The 14,831-nt window shown below is 68.6% G+C and carries 14 protein-coding genes; 2 read left to right on the plus strand and 12 right to left on the minus strand.

Features of this window, described 5'->3' with window-relative positions; translation table 11 throughout:
• Positions 1-116: 116 nt before the first annotated feature.
• Entirely contained in the window at positions 117-1,238 is a 1,122-nt protein-coding gene (locus tag H3H55_RS16240; protein WP_048248353.1) for a porin, read from the minus strand.
• Positions 1,239-1,686: 448 nt separating this feature from the next.
• Positions 1,687-2,400: a YoaK family protein gene (locus H3H55_RS16245; RefSeq protein WP_129513158.1), complete on the minus strand. Its 714-nt coding sequence runs from the start codon at positions 2,398-2,400 to the stop codon at positions 1,687-1,689.
• Positions 2,401-2,689: 289 nt separating this feature from the next.
• Between H3H55_RS16245 and H3H55_RS16250 the strand changes: the two genes are divergently transcribed.
• Complete coding sequence (locus H3H55_RS16250) at positions 2,690-3,028, plus strand: hypothetical protein (RefSeq protein ID WP_193099333.1); 339 nt, start codon at positions 2,690-2,692, stop codon at positions 3,026-3,028.
• A 49-nt stretch (positions 3,029-3,077) separates the two neighbouring features.
• Here the strand turns inward: H3H55_RS16250 and H3H55_RS16255 are convergent, their stop codons facing one another.
• The gene (locus H3H55_RS16255) at positions 3,078-3,605 is read right to left on the minus strand and encodes a chromate transporter (protein WP_065499028.1); all 528 of its coding nucleotides are present in this window, start codon (positions 3,603-3,605) and stop codon (positions 3,078-3,080) included.
• A complete protein-coding gene (locus H3H55_RS16260) occupies positions 3,605-4,228 on the minus strand; it encodes a chromate transporter (protein ID WP_193099336.1) in 624 nt (207 codons plus the stop codon). The genes H3H55_RS16255 and H3H55_RS16260 overlap by 1 nt, the downstream gene beginning before the upstream one ends.
• Positions 4,229-4,324: 96 nt before the next feature.
• Here H3H55_RS16260 and H3H55_RS16265 point away from each other — a divergent pair, with 96 nt between their 5' ends.
• Positions 4,325-5,209 carry a transcriptional regulator GcvA gene (locus H3H55_RS16265; protein ID WP_048248346.1) on the plus strand — a complete coding sequence of 295 codons (885 nt, stop codon included), beginning with the start codon at positions 4,325-4,327 and terminating at the stop codon, positions 5,207-5,209.
• Between the two features lie 40 nt (positions 5,210-5,249).
• On the opposite strand, the gene H3H55_RS16270 is transcribed toward H3H55_RS16265, so the two are convergent.
• The 8 genes from H3H55_RS16270 to flgG all read right to left on the minus strand — a co-directional run bounded on the left by H3H55_RS16270 (position 5,250) and on the right by flgG (position 14,825).
• Positions 5,250-6,557, minus strand: a complete 1,308-nt coding sequence (locus H3H55_RS16270) for a solute carrier family 23 protein (protein ID WP_193099338.1) — start codon at positions 6,555-6,557, stop codon at positions 5,250-5,252.
• A gap of 260 nt (positions 6,558-6,817) precedes the next feature.
• The gene (flgL, locus tag H3H55_RS16275; protein ID WP_129513164.1) at positions 6,818-8,053 is read right to left on the minus strand and encodes a flagellar hook-associated protein FlgL; all 1,236 of its coding nucleotides are present in this window, start codon (positions 8,051-8,053) and stop codon (positions 6,818-6,820) included.
• A 17-nt stretch (positions 8,054-8,070) separates the two neighbouring features.
• Entirely contained in the window at positions 8,071-10,005 is a 1,935-nt protein-coding gene (gene flgK, locus H3H55_RS16280) for a flagellar hook-associated protein FlgK (RefSeq protein WP_193099340.1), read from the minus strand.
• Between the two features lie 195 nt (positions 10,006-10,200).
• Positions 10,201-10,956: a flagellar brake protein gene (locus tag H3H55_RS16285; RefSeq protein WP_129513166.1), complete on the minus strand. Its 756-nt coding sequence runs from the start codon at positions 10,954-10,956 to the stop codon at positions 10,201-10,203.
• Positions 10,957-11,173: 217 nt separating this feature from the next.
• Positions 11,174-12,142, minus strand: a complete 969-nt coding sequence (gene flgJ, locus H3H55_RS16290) for a flagellar assembly peptidoglycan hydrolase FlgJ (protein WP_193099341.1) — start codon at positions 12,140-12,142, stop codon at positions 11,174-11,176.
• Positions 12,143-13,321 carry a flagellar basal body P-ring protein FlgI gene (locus H3H55_RS16295; protein ID WP_193099343.1) on the minus strand — a complete coding sequence of 393 codons (1,179 nt, stop codon included), beginning with the start codon at positions 13,319-13,321 and terminating at the stop codon, positions 12,143-12,145.
• 5 nt (positions 13,322-13,326) lie between these two features.
• The gene (gene flgH, locus H3H55_RS16300) at positions 13,327-14,016 is read right to left on the minus strand and encodes a flagellar basal body L-ring protein FlgH (protein WP_193099345.1); all 690 of its coding nucleotides are present in this window, start codon (positions 14,014-14,016) and stop codon (positions 13,327-13,329) included.
• A gap of 20 nt (positions 14,017-14,036) precedes the next feature.
• Positions 14,037-14,825, minus strand: a complete 789-nt coding sequence (flgG, locus tag H3H55_RS16305; RefSeq protein WP_021164160.1) for a flagellar basal-body rod protein FlgG — start codon at positions 14,823-14,825, stop codon at positions 14,037-14,039.
• Between the last annotated feature and the right edge of the window lie 6 nt (positions 14,826-14,831).

Consider the following 14,831-nt stretch of genomic DNA (forward strand, 5'->3'; position numbering starts at 1 on the left):
GATCGCTGAATAGTCGTGCGCGCATATGAAGGCCGCGTGACGAAAAAAAAGAGGCCCCTTTCGGAGCCTCTTCGATGCGTGCCGGATGCATGCCGGCGCACGTGTTCCGACGTTCGTCAGAAGATATTGCGCAGGCCGATCGCGATGCCGGTCTGGTTGCTGCGACCCGGCAGTTCGACGTTCGCCGCGCCGTTCGTCTTGTTGAAGTCGACGGTGCCGTAGACTTCGGTGCGCTTGCTCAGCGCGTACTCGGCGATGCCGACGACCGCATAGCGGTTGCCGCTCGCGAGCGTGCCGTTCGCGGTCATCGCATTGCGCATGTGGTCGTAGTAGAACGCGCCCGTCAGCGTCAGCGGCGTGCTGACCTGCCAGCTCACGCCCGCGAACGGACCGTCGTCGATCCGGCCGGTGCCCTTCGCGACCGGAATCGTCTGCTGTGCGAGCAGGCTGTCGACGAAGCCCGTGTCGTCCTTCGAGCGCAGGTAGCCGGCGTAGACCTTCGCCTTGCTGAACGCGTACACGACGTTCGCGTGGTAGATCGTCTGCTTGCGCGCCGAGTTGTCGCTGTTCTGCTGCGCGCCGGCCGCGATGCTGAGCGGACCCATCACGTACGACAGCGACACGCCCCATGCGTTGCCCTTGCCGAGCGAACCCGGAATCTGGCCCGAGAAGCCGCCGGCGCCGGTCGATTCGTAGTTGGTGCCGGTCGAGTACATCGCCTTCGCGGTCAGGCCCGCGAACTTGCCCGTGTACTTGATCTGGTTGTCCGCATACAGGCCGCCGCCGAGTGCGACCGGCAGCCATGCGTTCTCGAGGTAGTTGCCGACCGTCAGCGGATCGTAGGTGTCCGACAGCAGGTCGAACAGCGGCGTCTTCTGGCGACCGAGGGTCACCGTGCCGTACGGGCTCTGCAGGCCGACGTATGCCGCACGGTTGAACAGGCGGCCGCTGTCGGCGAATGCGCCGTTCTGCAGGTTCACGCCACTTTCGAGGTTGAACACGGCCTTCAGGCCGCTGCCGAGGTCTTCCGTGCCGTAGATGCCGAAGCGGCTGTTGGTGATCGCGCCGTTGGTCATCGACAGCAGGCCGTCGTTCTTGGCGTTCGCGTTGGTCAGGTAGCGGACGCTGACGTCGGCGACGCCCCACAGCGTGACCGAGCTTTGTGCCGCCGCGTACTGGCTGGCGAATGCGAGCGCGGCGCCCCCTGCGATGGCTGCGAGTCGGGTGGTCTGCTTCATGAGCTTTCCTTTTTGTAGGTGTCTCCGTTCATTGCCGGCCGCGTGCGCAGCCGGGTGGCGATCGCGCACGTTCATGGCGCGCGCGATGTGGCCTGAATCATATGACGAGTGCCTTCGCTGAAAGAAATTGAAACGCGCCGTAATGGCGCGACTGTCGCCCGGGAACAACGTTTCCCGCGCCGGGCTTGCCTGACGCGGCGGCGATACGGGTCGCGAGGCCATCGGCATTTGCGTGCTGCGCTGTAAGGATCGGCGCTGGTGCGGCGCGGTGAAAGCGGTATCGCGGCAGGCCGGCCCGCGTGATCGACGCAACCGGAAGATGCCGCGCATACCGACAGCGGGCGCGGGTGGTGCAACCGGCCCGCGTCGGGGGCACCGGCGGGTCGATGAATGAGTGATTCGGTGATTCCGGAACGCGGCGCCAACGGCTGCCGCTTGAAGCGTGCGGTCAGGCCGTTTGCGCGGCCTCGCCGCCGCCATCGCCGCCATTCCCCGCGCGACGCCACGCACGCCGCACGATCTCCGCGAATGCGCCGACGAGCAGCAGCACCGCGCCCCACAGCGCGATGTCCGGCACGAGCCGCGTCACGAGGCCGCCGGCCACCGCGCCGGCCAGGAAGCAGAAGCTGATCGTCGCGAGCAGCGCCGAGTCGTGCAGCGCGCCCGCGTCGTAGCGCGGGATCAACCCGACGAACAGCTTCTGCGCGGCGCGCCGCAGGTTGCCGGTCGTCATCACCGACGTGTACGACAGTTCCTCGAGATGCGTGAACGACAGCGTCTGCAGCGTCGCGACGAACGAGATGCCCGGAATCAGCCAGGCGCTCGACGCGCCGACGAGGCCGCTCGCGGCAACGCAGAGAAACGCGATCTCGACGATCAGGCTCGCGAACGCCGTGTGCCGCATCCAGCCGCGCTGCGCGGCGAGGCCGAGCAGGTGCGCGACGAACACCGCGATCACGAAGCCGACGAGCGGCGGCACGTGATGCAGCGCGGCGGCCCATTCGCCGGCCGACAGGTTGATGCCGAGCAGCGCGACGTTGCCGGTCATCGTGTTCGCGAACACGTGGCCGTGGCCGACGTACGTGTACGCGTCGAGGTAGCCGCCGGACAGCGTCAGCAACGCGGCGACAGTGAGATTGCGGCTGGCGCCGTCGAGATCCATCGATCCTCCCGTGGTGCGCGCCGCGCGCGGCGGGCGGTGCGAAATTCAGTCCCGCCGGCCGGCGCGTAACGCCGTCGGCGCTGCGCGGCCGGGCCTCGCCGCTTGCCGCGCGCCAATATAATGCTCGCCGTCAGGGTGCGGATTGCCGCCGCGTATCGCCCGGCGGGAACGTGTTGCCCGGGCGGGTTTCGCCGCCGACGGACCGGCCGAGTATACCGGGCCGGTTGCGGGCCGATTGAGGCCCGCCTGGGCCCGATCGCCGCCCCGCGCCTCTTCATCGAGCCTTCGAATGACACTCGCGAAGTTCTTCCTGCGCTTTACCGTCATCCCGCTCGCCGCGATCGTGCTGGTGGCCGTCTGGGCGTTCAACCGCGAATCGGGCGAGATCGATGCGCGCCAGTATGCGGCGCTGGTGGCGGCCTATCCGTCGTTCACGCCGAAGCTGAAACACGAGGTGGCCGACGCGTTGCGCGGCGGCAGGCTCGCGAAGGCCGATTACGGCACGATCATGCGCGATGCGCTCGACGCGGGATACGTGGTCGACTGGCCGACAACGACGGACGACGTCTACAGCGAGCGCGGCCGGCTGCTCGGGATGGTGAACAGCGACCTGCCGGCGCCGCGGTAGCCTGCCATGGCCGGCGATCGCAACCGGCAACGGCCGGCGGCACGGCGGCTCACTGCCCGATGCCCGTGAGCCCGATCAGCGCGCCGCCCGCGAGCAGCCACAGCGGATGGATGCGCGTGCGCCATGCGAGCACCGCGCACGCGGCCGTGATGCCCCACTGGATCGCCGTCCGGTTCGACGCCTCGGAGATCAGCACCGCGCTCGCCGCGACGAGCCCGGCCGTGACGGGCATCATCCCCTGCTGCACGTAACGACGCCACGGCCGGTCGCGAAAGCGTTCCCACGCATGCAGCGCGAGCACGGTGACAATGGACGACGGCCCGAACTTCGCAAGCGACGCGACGAGCAGCCCGGCCCAGCCGGCCACGTGCCAGCCGACCAGCGACACGATCATCATGTTCGGCCCGGGCGCCGCCTGCGCCAGCGCGAACAGCGCGGTGAACTCGTGCGCGCTCATCCAGTGATGCACGTCGACCACCTGCCGCTGCATCTCCGGCAGGATCGTGTTGCCGCCGCCGAACGCCAGCAGCGACAGCTGGCTGAAAATCGTCGCGATCGCGACCAGCGTGTCGTTCATCACTGGCCTCCGTGCTGCGCGTCGCGCACGGCCGCCGGCGCCGGCCGTGGCGTGCCCGCATCGCGCCGCCGCGACGCGAGCCACACGCTGACGGGCGTCAGCACCAGCATCGTGGTCAGCAGCGGCATGCGCAGCACCGCGATCGCGACGAACGCGAGCGCCGCGATACCGGCCGCCGCGCGCGCATGCCGCAGCGGCTTCGCGACCTTCACGGCCATCGCGACGAGCAGCCCGGCGGCCGCGGCCGCGAGCCCCGCGAACAGGTGCTGCACGTGCGGATCGTTCTGCGTCTTCGCGTACAGCACGCCGAGCGCGACGACAACAAGCGTCGGCCCCGCGATCAGCCCGAGAATGCCGGCGAACGCGCCGGCGACACCACGAAAGCGCATGCCGACGGCGACCGACAGGTTGATCACGTTGCCGCCCGGCAGGAACTGGCACAGGCCGAGCAGATCGGTGAATTCGTCGGCGGAGAGCCACTTGCGCTCGTCGACGATCGTACGGCGCGCGAACGGCAGCGCACCGCCGAACGACATGAGGCCGAGCGACAGGAAGCCGGTGAACAGCTCGGCGAGGCCGACGCTGCGGGGTGACGCGGCAGGCGGCGGGGAAACGGATTGCATGGGGCTCCTCATCAAACGGTCAGCCGAGGTTACCGCCGTTCAGGAATCCGGCAAAACGATTTTATCGGCGCGTCCTTGTGATCTAGAATCACAAGCATGGCACGCGATCTCCCGCCCTTTTCCGCGCTTCGGGCCTTTGAAGCCGCGGCACGACATGAAAGCTTCAGCGCCGCCGGCGACGAGCTGCATGTGACCCACGGTGCCATCAGCCGGCAGATCGCCGGGTTCGAGGCCTGGCTCGGCAAGCCGGTGTTCCACCGCTACGGCAAACGCGTGAAGCTCACCGACGAAGGCCGCCGCTACCTGGACACCGTGCGCGCCGCGTTCGACAGCATCGCGCACGCGACCGAGCAGTTGCGCAACACCGGCGCGGCGCGCGTGCTGCGCATCAACGCGCTGCCGACCTTCGCGATGAAATGGCTGCTGCCGCGCCTGTCGCGGTTCCAGCGCGACGTGCCGAACGTCGAGCTGAAGCTGTCGACGTCGAACGCACCGCTCGACGCGCTCGACGGCTTCGATGTCGCGATCCGCCGCGGCCCCGGCCACTGGCCGAACTGCACGAGCGGCCACTTCCTCGACGAAAGCGTGATTCCGGTCTGCAGCCCCGCGCTGCTCAAGCGCACGCCGATCGCGCGCGCGGACGACCTCGCACGGCACGTGCTGCTGCATTCGGATACGCGGCCGGAAGGCTGGCGCGACTGGTTCGCGGCGGCCGGCGTGACGATGAAGGGGCGCAAGCGCCAGTCGTTCGACCATTTCTACCTGGCGCTGCAGGCGGCCGTCGACGGGCTCGGCGTCGCGCTCGGCCCGTTGCCGCTGATCGACGACGAACTCGCGAGCGGCCGGCTCGTGATGCCGCTCGACGGGCCGCGCATCGCGACCCGCAGCTACTGGTGGATCGCGCCGCGCGCGCCGGCCGACGATCCGCTCGTCGCGCAGTTCTGCGCGTGGCTGCAGGCGCAGTCCAATACCGGCGCGTGAGTGCGCGCCGACGGGCGGCGTTGCGCCGCCCGTGTTTCGGTCAGACCACCGGGCCCGGTTCCTTTTCCTTGCGCAGGATCGCGTACAGGATGATCGCGCCGAACGTCGCGGTGCCGATCCCGCCGAGCCCGAAGCCGCCGAACTTCAGCGAGAAGTCGCCGGCGCCGAGCACGAGCGTGACGGCCGCGACGATCAGGTTGCGGTTGTCGGAGAAGTCGACCTTGTTGACGACCCAGATCCGCGCGCCCGTCACCGCGATCAGCCCGAACACGACGATCGACACGCCGCCGAGCACCGGGCCCGGGATCGTCTGGATCACCGCGCCGAACTTCGGCGAGAAGCCGAGCACGATCGCGATCAGCGCGGCAACCGCGAACACGAGCGTCGAATAGATCCGCGTGACGGCCATCACGCCGATGTTCTCCGCGTAGGTCGTGACGCCCGTGCCGCCGACGCTGCCCGACACGATCGTCGCCAGGCCGTCGCCGATGAACGCGCGGCCGACGTAGCGGTCGAGGTTGTGCCCCGTCATCGCGCTGACGGCCTTGATGTGGCCGAGGTTCTCGGCAACCAGGATCACCGCGATCGGCGCGAGCATCAGCATCGCGTGCGGGTCGAACACCGGCGAGCGGAAGGCCGGCACGCCGAACCACGCGGCATGCCCGACGATCGCGAAGTCGATCGGCTTGCCGAGGCCCATCCCGTTGGTCGCGATCGCATAGATCGCATACGCGATCATCAGCCCGACGAGGATCAGCAGGCGCTGCATCATCCCGCGCGCGAACACCGCGACCAGGCCGACGCAGAGCACCGTGACGAGCGCCATCACCGAGTCGAAGGTCGACGCCGACACGCCCTTCACCGCGATCGGCGCGAGGTTCAGCCCGATCACCGCGACCACCGCGCCGGTGACGACGGGCGGCATCAGCGTCTCGATCCAGCGCGTGCCGATCGCCTGCACCAGCGCGCCGAGCGCGACGTACACGACGCCGCACGCGACGATCCCGCCGAGCGCGACCGGGATGTTCGGGTTCGGGCCGCTGCCGCCGTAGCCCGTCACCGCGATCACGAGGCCGATGAACGCGAAGCTCGAGCCGAGGTAGCTCGGCACGCGGCCGCCGACCAGCGCGAAGAACAGCAGCGTGCCGATGCCCGACATGAAGATGCACAGGTTCGGGTCGAAGCCCATCAGCAGCGGCGCGAGCACGGTCGAGCCGAACATCGCGACGACGTGCTGCACGCCCATCGCGACCATCTGCGGCCACGGCAGGCGCTCGTCGGGGCCGACCACGCGCGACGCCGCGCCGGTCGATTGCACCCGCCAGCGCGGGAAGTAGGAATCGGACATGGGGAAAGGGCTCCTGTCGGTCGCCGGCTGCGGAGGGTGCGCCGGTCTGGAATCTGGCGCGAGTTTACGGAGCGGGAATGGGGCTGGCAAGCGGGCCGATACACCGGGCCGGCAAGCGCGGCGCGCGGCATGCCGCGTGCGCGAACCGGGGCGCGGCCGCGCGGCCCGGAGAAGCGGCCGTCCGTGCAGGGCGCGCGGGCGGTGAAGCGCGTCGACGGCAACGTAAGCGTGCGCTCACATCGCCGCGGACGCGCCGTGCATCAAGGGTTGATGTACTGGAACAGCGACAGGTTCTGCAGCTGCGAGTAGGCCTTCTGCGAGCCGGTCAGCGCGTTCTGCATCTGCAGGAACTGGCTGATCGTCGACACCATGTCGGTGCTCGTCAGGTCGGCCAGGTTGCTGGTGACCTGCAGCGTGTTGGTCTGGTTCACCGTCTGCATCGCCTTGACTTCCTGCTCGCGGCCGCCGACCGACGCCTGCACGGTGAGCACGTTCGTCATCATGTTGTTCAGCTTCGTCGTGCCTGTGGTCATCGCGTTCTGGAGCGCGGCGGCGGCCGTCGTGTTGCTGCTGACCGGCACCTTCAGCGCGGCAATCATCGTGTCGAGCGCCGCGAACACGTCGGTGCCGGCCTTCGGCGCGGGCGTGACCGTGAACGAGTCGCCGGGCGCGGGCGAGCCCGACACGGGCACCGACAGGCCATTGCCGAGCGCGATCCCGGCGCCGGCCGAATACGGCTGCGCGGCGGTCGTGGTCGGCGGCACGACGGAGTTGTCGGTAACCGTATAGGTCGGCGCGGCCGCCGTGCCGCCGAACGTGATCTGGAACTGGTCCGCATTGGTCGCGGCCGACGGGCTCGTGATCGATACCGCGCCGATCGTGCCCGTCCCCGTGTTGGTTGCGGTGGCGACCGGCACCGGCTGGCTGCCGAGCATCGGCACCGACAGGAACACGTTCGCACCGTTGTCGCCCTGCGAGATCGCACGCGTGTCGGCGATCTGCACCTGCCGCGTACCCGCGTCGCCGCTGTAGGTCACGCCGCCGCCCGGTGCGTTCGAGAACGGCGCCGTGGTCGACTGGAAGCCCGAGAACAGATAGTTGCCCGAGCCGTCGGTCGAGTTCGCGAGCGTCAGCAGCTGGTCGCGATAGCCCTGCAGCTGCGTCGACAGTGCCGAGCGATCGCTGTCGGACAGCGAGCCGGCGCCGGCCTGGATCACGACCGTATGAATGCTGTTCAGCAGGTTGTTGACGCTGATCAGCGTCTGGTCTTCCTTCTGCAGCGACGACAGCGCGGTGTTCTGGTTCGACGCGTACTGCGACAGCGTCGCCGACGTCATCGACAGCTGCACGGCCTGCGCGGCGCCGAGCGGGTTGTCGCCCGGCGTCGCCAGGCTCACGCCGCTCGAGATCTGCTGGTACAGCTGCGCGAGCTGCGCCTGCTGGTCGCTCATCTGAGCGACGTTCATCTGGTAGAACTGGGTGGTGGAAATCCGCATCGCTTCGATCCCCGAAATCAGTTGAACAGGCCGAGCACGGTCTGGAACAGCGTCGACGCGGTCTGAATCACCTTCGCGTTCGCCTGGTAGAGCTGCTGGTACTGCATCAGGTTGGCCGCTTCCTCGTTCTGGTTCACGCCCGACGCCGACTGCTGCGCTTGCGTGATCTGGCCGACCAGCGCGGTCTGCGCGGCGCTCGACGACTTCAGCTGGCTCGTCGTGTTGCCGATGCTGTTCACGTAGCTCGCGTACGCGCCGGTCAGTGTGCTCGAACCATTACCGAACGTCTTCGAGTTGACGAGCTTCGACAGCGCGAGCGCGTTGCTGCCGTCGTTCGTACCGCCCGTGTTCGGCGCGACCTTGAAGGTATCGCCGACCGCCGGCGTACCCGACACCGTCACCGTGACGCCGGCCGTCAGCGTGATCGGCGTGCCGGCCTGGTAATTCTGCGGCGCGCTCGTGGTTACCGGGTTGGCGGAGTTGTCGGTGACCGTGTACTGCAGATTGCCGGCCGTGCCGGTCATCGTGATCGTGTAGTTGTGCGCGTTGGCCGCGGCCGCCGCGCTCGTGACCGACAGCCCGCCGATCGTGCCGGTGCCCGTGTTCGTCGTGGTGGCCGACGGCACGTACGGCGCCGCCGCCGCGATCGCGGAGCCGTTCGACGTCGCGAGGCCGAAGCCGTTCAGCGCGCCGCGCGTCGGCTGCACGGTGAACGAATCGCCCGGCTTCATCGTGCCGGTCAGCGACAGGTTGAGGCCGCCGATCTGGCCCGGCATCTGCGCGTTCGACAGCGTGCCGACCACCGTGCCGCTCGCGCGGTCGGTCAGCGTGTAGTTCGTGCCGTCGTACGACAGCGTGTAGTCGCTCGCGGTCGGTTGCGATGCGTTCGCGAACGACACGGACAGCGCCGCGTTGCCGGTGTTGCCCTGGTTCGCGTAGGTGACCGGCGCGCCGGTCGTGAACAGGTTGCCGCCGGGCTTGCCCGACAGGTCGATGCCGAGCGCGTTCTGCGCGTTGACCTGCGCGGCGAAGCTGGTCGCGATCGCGCCGAGCTGGGCTTCGGCCGGGTCGAGCGTCTGGCTGCGGAACGCGAGCAGGCCGCCGAGCGTGCCGCCCGACAGCGACGCGTCGGACAGGAACTGGTTCGGCCCCTGCGGGTTCGCGCCGGCGATCCCCTGCGACACGACGGTCAACTCGCTCGGATCGGACGGCGACGTGACGGTCGCGAGCTGGTAGCTCTTGTTCGCGACGACGAGCGGCGTGCCGCCCGCGAGAAACACGCTGTAGCCGTCGCTGTTGCGCACGACCTGCACGCCCGCGAGGTTCGACAGGTTCGACACCGCGAGGTCGCGCTGGTCCATCAACTGGTTCGGCGGCTGGCCCTGGCTGCTCGCGGACGCGATCTGCTGGTTCAGCTGCGCGATCTGCGCGGTGTACGTGTTGATCTGCGTCACGGTGCTCGTGAGCTGCGTGTTCACGCTCTGGCGCAGGGCGTCGTACTGCTGGCCGGCCGCCGTGATCTGGTTCGCGAGCGTCTGCGCGTTGCTCATCGCGGTCTGCCGCACCGACGAGTCGGACGCGCTGTTCGCGACGTTCTGCAGCCCGGTGAAGTAGCTCGTGATCGCGGTCGAGATCCCCGCCGTCGGGCTGCCGACGTAGTTGTTCAGCTGCGTGACGAGCGAATACCACGTCGACAGCGCGCCGCCCTGCGTCTGCGCGCCGTTCAGCTGGTCGCCCAGGTACTGGCTGTACTGCCGCTGCACGGTGACGGTGTTGACGCCTTGCGGCATGTAGCCGCTGCTCGTGTACTGGCCGCTCGCCTCGGCATAGACGGGTCGTTCGACCGAATAGCCTGGCGTCGCGGCGTTGCTGATGTTCTGGCCGGTCGTCGTGAGGCCCCAGAGCGCGGCATTCAGGCCGCTGACGCCGAGGTTCATGAGTGAGTTGGACATGCGCGATCCTGATGAGCCGGCCGCGCTGCGGCCGCCGGGTTGCGTGACTCCCGGTATAACGGCCGCCGATTGAAAAAATTGAGGAAAAAAATCACGCGCGACGCGCACGCGCGCGTCGCCGGTCAAGGTGCCCGGCAACCGGTGCCGGCGAAGGGGCGCGGGGCGGCCCGTGCGGGGCCGGTTCCCGCGTGCGCGTCAGGCCCGCGCGAGCGAGCGGCGCTTCATTTCGAGCTGCGTGATCAGGCGCTGCAGCGTGTTCTCCGCGCTGCCCGGCAGCGACATGTAGCGAAAACCGAGCTGGTAGCGCCGCGACCCGTTCGGCATCTGCGTCGAACGCTGCGACACGAGCTGCAGGTCGAGCGACAGCTTGCCGTGGCCGGTCAGCTCGAGCTCGACGTCGGGCAGCAGCGTGCCGACCTCGAGCGCCTCGACACGTTCGTCGGCCGTGCGCAGCCCCACGCCGCCGAGCGACAGGTTATGCACCTCGAACAGGAAGCTCTCGCCGTCCGGCAGCTTGCCGCGGCACAGGAACGGATCGACGATCGGCGCGTCGACGCGGAAATATTCGCGGCGCTGGATGCAGACCAGCACGTCGGGGAAATCGGCGACGAACGCGGGCAGCCCCTCGTAGCGCGTCTCGCGCGGCGTGCCCGTGGTGAATTCGACGCGCACGCCCTCCGGCGAGGCCGCGAACGTGCAATGCGACGCGCCGAGGATGCCGGCGTTCTGCTCGGACAGCGCACCCCAGTCGAACGTGAACGTCCGCGCGCCGACGTCGACCTCGAGCAGGCGCGTGACGAGCTGGCCGCCCGGATACTGGACGGTCAGGAAATCGCCGCGATTCACCAGGTTGCGCAGCTGCACGCCGATTTCCAGCGGATTGCGGCGGGCAAAGTCGGGCCCGGAGTGGCCTGCATCCAGGCTGGGGTCGGTCGACGTTTCGATATTCATGGCTAGCCGGTCTTTCTTGTCATGGGCGCCCGGACAACCGGTGCGCAGTAAAACCGGGCCAGAACGGGGGCCCGGTCGCAGGTCTCTCACACTTAGCGGCAGTGCTGACCGAAAGTTTAGATCGAATTGGCGATTTTTTTCGCGCAAACGTTGAAACCGCGCGCGGCGGGCTGCCGGGCGCGGTCCGAAAGGAGGCTGCAGGCGGCCGGCGGGCCCGTCAGCCGATCTGCTGCATGATCGAGATCAGCTTTTTCGCGTAGTTCGGGTCGGTCGCGTAACCGGCCTTCTGCATCCCGTGCGCGAAGCCTTCGACGCTGCGGCTGGCGCTCAACACGCCCGAGTAGCGCGGATTGTTCTTCAGCAGGCTCGCGTAATCGGTCATCGCGTGCTCGTACGAGTCGTACGCGCGGAATTTTGCCACCACGCGGCGCGGCGTGCCGTTCACGTATTCGGTCGTCAGCGCCGACACGGTGCGCCCGGTCCAGCCCTTGTTCGCCTTGATGCCGAACACGTTGTAGCTGGTCGAGCCGTCGGCGGCGCGGATCTCGCGCTTGCCCCAGCCCGATTCGAGCGCGGCCTGGCCGACAATGAAACGCGCCGGGATGCCGGTCGACGCGCTGGCCGCCTGCGCGGGGCCCGCGAGCCGGTCGACGAACGCGTCGGCGTCCGGCGCGCCGCTCGCGCCCTTCAGCGGCGGCGTCAGCGCGCTGCCGGCCGAGTAGCCGCGCGCGCCGGCCAGCCCGCCGTTGTTCGACGCGTTCGCGTAGGCCTTCGCCATCGCGTTCATCGCGGCGAGGCTGCCTTCGTTGCCGCCTGTGCCGAGGCCACCCGCGCCGACATCGGCCGCCGTGTCGCTGCCCGCGCCCTGCCCCGCGTTGCGCAGCAGCTGCTTCATCAGCGCGTCGGCGACGCCGATCCCGCGCGTCGACATCTGCTGCGCGAGCTGCTGGTCGAGCATCGACGTGTACATCTTCGACGTATGCGAATCGAACAGCCCGCCGTCGGGCGACGCGTCGCGCATGCTCTTGAGCATCATCTGCGTGAACATCGCGTCGAACTGGCCCGCGACGGCCTTCGCGCCGGCCTGCGGCGACTGCTTCGCCTGCGCGCGCAGCGCATCGAAACCCTGCACGTCGAGCGCGAAGCGCTGCGTTAGGTCGTTTGCGTTCGGGAGAGTGGCTGCCATTTAGATGACCTCCAGGTCGGCGCGCAACGCGCCGGCCGCCTTCATCGCCTGCAGGATCGACATCAGGTCCGCGGGCGTCGCGCCGAGCGTGTTCAGCGCCTTCACGACGTCGGCGAGGTTCGCGCCGGCCGTCACCATCTTCAGCGCGCCGTTGTCCTGCTTGAGCTGGATCTGCGACTGCTGCGCCACCACCGTCTGCCCGTTCGAGAACGGCCCCGGCTGCGACACGACCGGCTGCGTGTTGACGACCACCGACAGGTTGCCATGCGCGACCGCGCAGCTCTGCAGCGTGACCATCTGGTTCATCACGATCGAACCGGTGCGCGCGTTCAGGATCACCTTCGCCGCGGCCTTGTCCGGGCTCACGTCGAGGTTCTGCAGCCGCGCCATGAACGCGACCTGCTGCGCCGAGTCGGCCGGCGCCGCGAGCTGGATCGTGCGGCCGTCGAGCGCCGTCGCGGTGCCCGGGCCGAAGCTCGAGTTGACCGCGGACACGATCCGCTGCGCGGTGCCGTAATCCATGTCGTTCAGCTGCAGCTGCAGCATGCCGTTCATCTGCGCGATCGCGTTCGGCACCCCGCGCTCCACGATCGCGCCGCCGACGATCCGGCCGGCCGCGAGCTGGTTCACCTGCACGCGGCTGCCGTTCGCGCTGGCCCCCGCGCCGCCGACCGCCATGTTGCCCTGCGAAAGCGCGTACACCTGTCCGTCCGCGCCTTTCAGCGGCGTAAGCAGCAGCGTGCCGCCGCGCAGGCTCTTCGCGTTGCCGAGCGACGACACGGTGACGTCGAGCGCCTCGCCGGGCCGCGCGAACGGCGGCAGCGTGGCGGTCACCATCACGGCCGCGACGTTCTTCAGCTGCATGTTGCTCAGCGACGACGGGCCGCCGTTGGCCGAACCGTTGTTGATCGAGATGCCGAGGTTCGCGAGCATGTTCGCGAGCGTCTGCGTCGTGAACGGCGTCTGCATCGTCTGGTCGCCGGTGCCGTCGAGACCGACGACGAGGCCATAACCGATCAGCGGGTTGTCGCGCACGCCCTGGATCTGCGCGAGATCCTTCAGGCGTTCCGCATGCGCGGGCGCCGCGCCGAACACGCAGGCCACGGCCGCGAACGCGACGGCGAGCCGCGCGGCGGCATGCGCGCGGGCCGACAGGCGGTTGAACAGGGTCGTCTGCATCGTCATCACCACGGCGCGATGTTGAGGAAGAAGCGCTGCAGCCAGCCCATCGTCTCGGCTTCGTTGATGTAGCCCTTCGCCGAATATTCGATCTTCGCGTCGGCGACTTGCGTCGAGTAGACCGAGTTCGCGCCCGAGATCGTGTTCGGGTTCACGACGCCCGAGAAGCGCACGAATTCGTTGCCCTGGTTGATCAGCATCTGCTTCTCGCCGCTGACCACGAGGTTGCCGTTCGGCAGCACGTTGGTGACGGTCACCGTGATCGTGCCGTTGAACGTGTTCGCCGCGCTCGCGCCGCCCGTCGACGCGAACTTGTTGTTGCCGGTCGCCGACAGATTCGCCTTCGCGAACAGCCCGCCGAGGAAACCGGCCGTCGGCACGTTGAAATCGGTGTTGCCCTGCCGGTTCGTGTTCGCACCCGACGATTTGGTCGCGTTGATGTTCTCCGCGATCATGATCGTCAGGATGTCGCCGACGTTGCGCGGCCGCTGATCCTCGAACAGCGGCCGGCCCGCGTAGCCGGGGTTGTAGATCGAGCCGGGCGCCTGCATCGACATCGGCACCGGCGGCTGCGCCGTCATCGGCTGCTGGATGATCGGATCGCGCGGGATCTGCGCGCAACCGGCGAGCGCCGCCACCGCGAGCGCGCCTAGGGCGCGGACGGTGGCTGACGGGAGGAGGCGAACCTGCTTCATGGCGACGACGGGTATTCCGGTTAGCTCTTCATCTGCGTGACGGTCTGCAGCATCTGGTCGGACGTCGTCACGGCCTTGCTGTTGATCTCGTAGGCACGCTGCGTCTGGATCATGTTGACGAGCTCCTGCACGACGTTCACGTTCGACGCCTCGACGTAGTTCTGGTTGAGCACGCCCGCGCCGTTCAGGCCCGGCTGCGACACGTTCGGCGCGCCCGACGACGTCGTCTCGGAGAACAGGTTCTCGCCGCGCGCCTCGAGGCCGGCCGGATTGATGAAGGTCGCGATCTGCAGCGAGCCGATCTGCACCGAATTGGTCGAGCCCGCCTGCGTGACCGACACGACGCCGTCCTTGCCGATCGTCAGCGACGTCGCGTTCTGCGGGATCGTGATCGCGGGCAGGATCTGGTAGCCGCTCGACGTGACGAGCTGGCCCTGCGCGTTGGTCTGGAACGAGCCGTCGCGCGTGTACGCGTTCGTGCCGTCCGGCATCAGCACCTGGAAGAAGCCCGCGCCGTTGATCGCGACGTCCTTCGAGTTGCCGGTCTGCGTGAGGCCGCCCTGCGTGTACAGGCGCTCGGTCGCGACCTGCTGCACGCCGGTGCCGAGCTGCAGGCCCGACGGCAGCTCGGTCTGCTGCGTCGAGTTCGCGCCCGGCTGGCGGATCGTCTGGTAAAGCAGATCCTCGAACACCGCGCGCGACGCCTTGAAGCCGTTCGTGCTGGTATTCGCGAGGTTGTTCGAGATCACGTCCATCTGCGCCTGCTGCGCATTCATGCCGGTGGCGGCGATGTAGAGCGAACGGTTCACTTGTAA

This window comes from Burkholderia sp. Z1 (genome assembly GCF_014893795.1).
Classification (GTDB): domain Bacteria; phylum Pseudomonadota; class Gammaproteobacteria; order Burkholderiales; family Burkholderiaceae; genus Burkholderia; species Burkholderia theae.

Coding starts and splice junctions, on each gene's coding strand:
- flgJ (WP_193099341.1), bottom strand. CDS start 12,142: ATGGCAGCCACTCTCCCGAACGCAAACGACCTAACGCAGCGCTTCGCG.
- H3H55_RS16265 (WP_048248346.1), top strand. CDS start 4,325: ATGGCACGCGATCTCCCGCCCTTTTCCGCGCTTCGGGCCTTTGAAGCC.
- H3H55_RS16250 (WP_193099333.1), top strand. CDS start 2,690: ATGACACTCGCGAAGTTCTTCCTGCGCTTTACCGTCATCCCGCTCGCC.
- H3H55_RS16285 (WP_129513166.1), bottom strand. CDS start 10,956: ATGAATATCGAAACGTCGACCGACCCCAGCCTGGATGCAGGCCACTCC.
- H3H55_RS16240 (WP_048248353.1), bottom strand. CDS start 1,238: ATGAAGCAGACCACCCGACTCGCAGCCATCGCAGGGGGCGCCGCGCTC.
- flgH (WP_193099345.1), bottom strand. CDS start 14,016: ATGAAGCAGGTTCGCCTCCTCCCGTCAGCCACCGTCCGCGCCCTAGGC.
- flgL (WP_129513164.1), bottom strand. CDS start 8,053: ATGCGGATTTCCACCACCCAGTTCTACCAGATGAACGTCGCTCAGATG.
- flgK (WP_193099340.1), bottom strand. CDS start 10,005: ATGTCCAACTCACTCATGAACCTCGGCGTCAGCGGCCTGAATGCCGCG.
- H3H55_RS16260 (WP_193099336.1), bottom strand. CDS start 4,228: ATGCAATCCGTTTCCCCGCCGCCTGCCGCGTCACCCCGCAGCGTCGGC.
- H3H55_RS16255 (WP_065499028.1), bottom strand. CDS start 3,605: ATGAACGACACGCTGGTCGCGATCGCGACGATTTTCAGCCAGCTGTCG.
- H3H55_RS16245 (WP_129513158.1), bottom strand. CDS start 2,400: ATGGATCTCGACGGCGCCAGCCGCAATCTCACTGTCGCCGCGTTGCTG.
- H3H55_RS16295 (WP_193099343.1), bottom strand. CDS start 13,321: ATGCAGACGACCCTGTTCAACCGCCTGTCGGCCCGCGCGCATGCCGCC.
- H3H55_RS16270 (WP_193099338.1), bottom strand. CDS start 6,557: ATGTCCGATTCCTACTTCCCGCGCTGGCGGGTGCAATCGACCGGCGCG.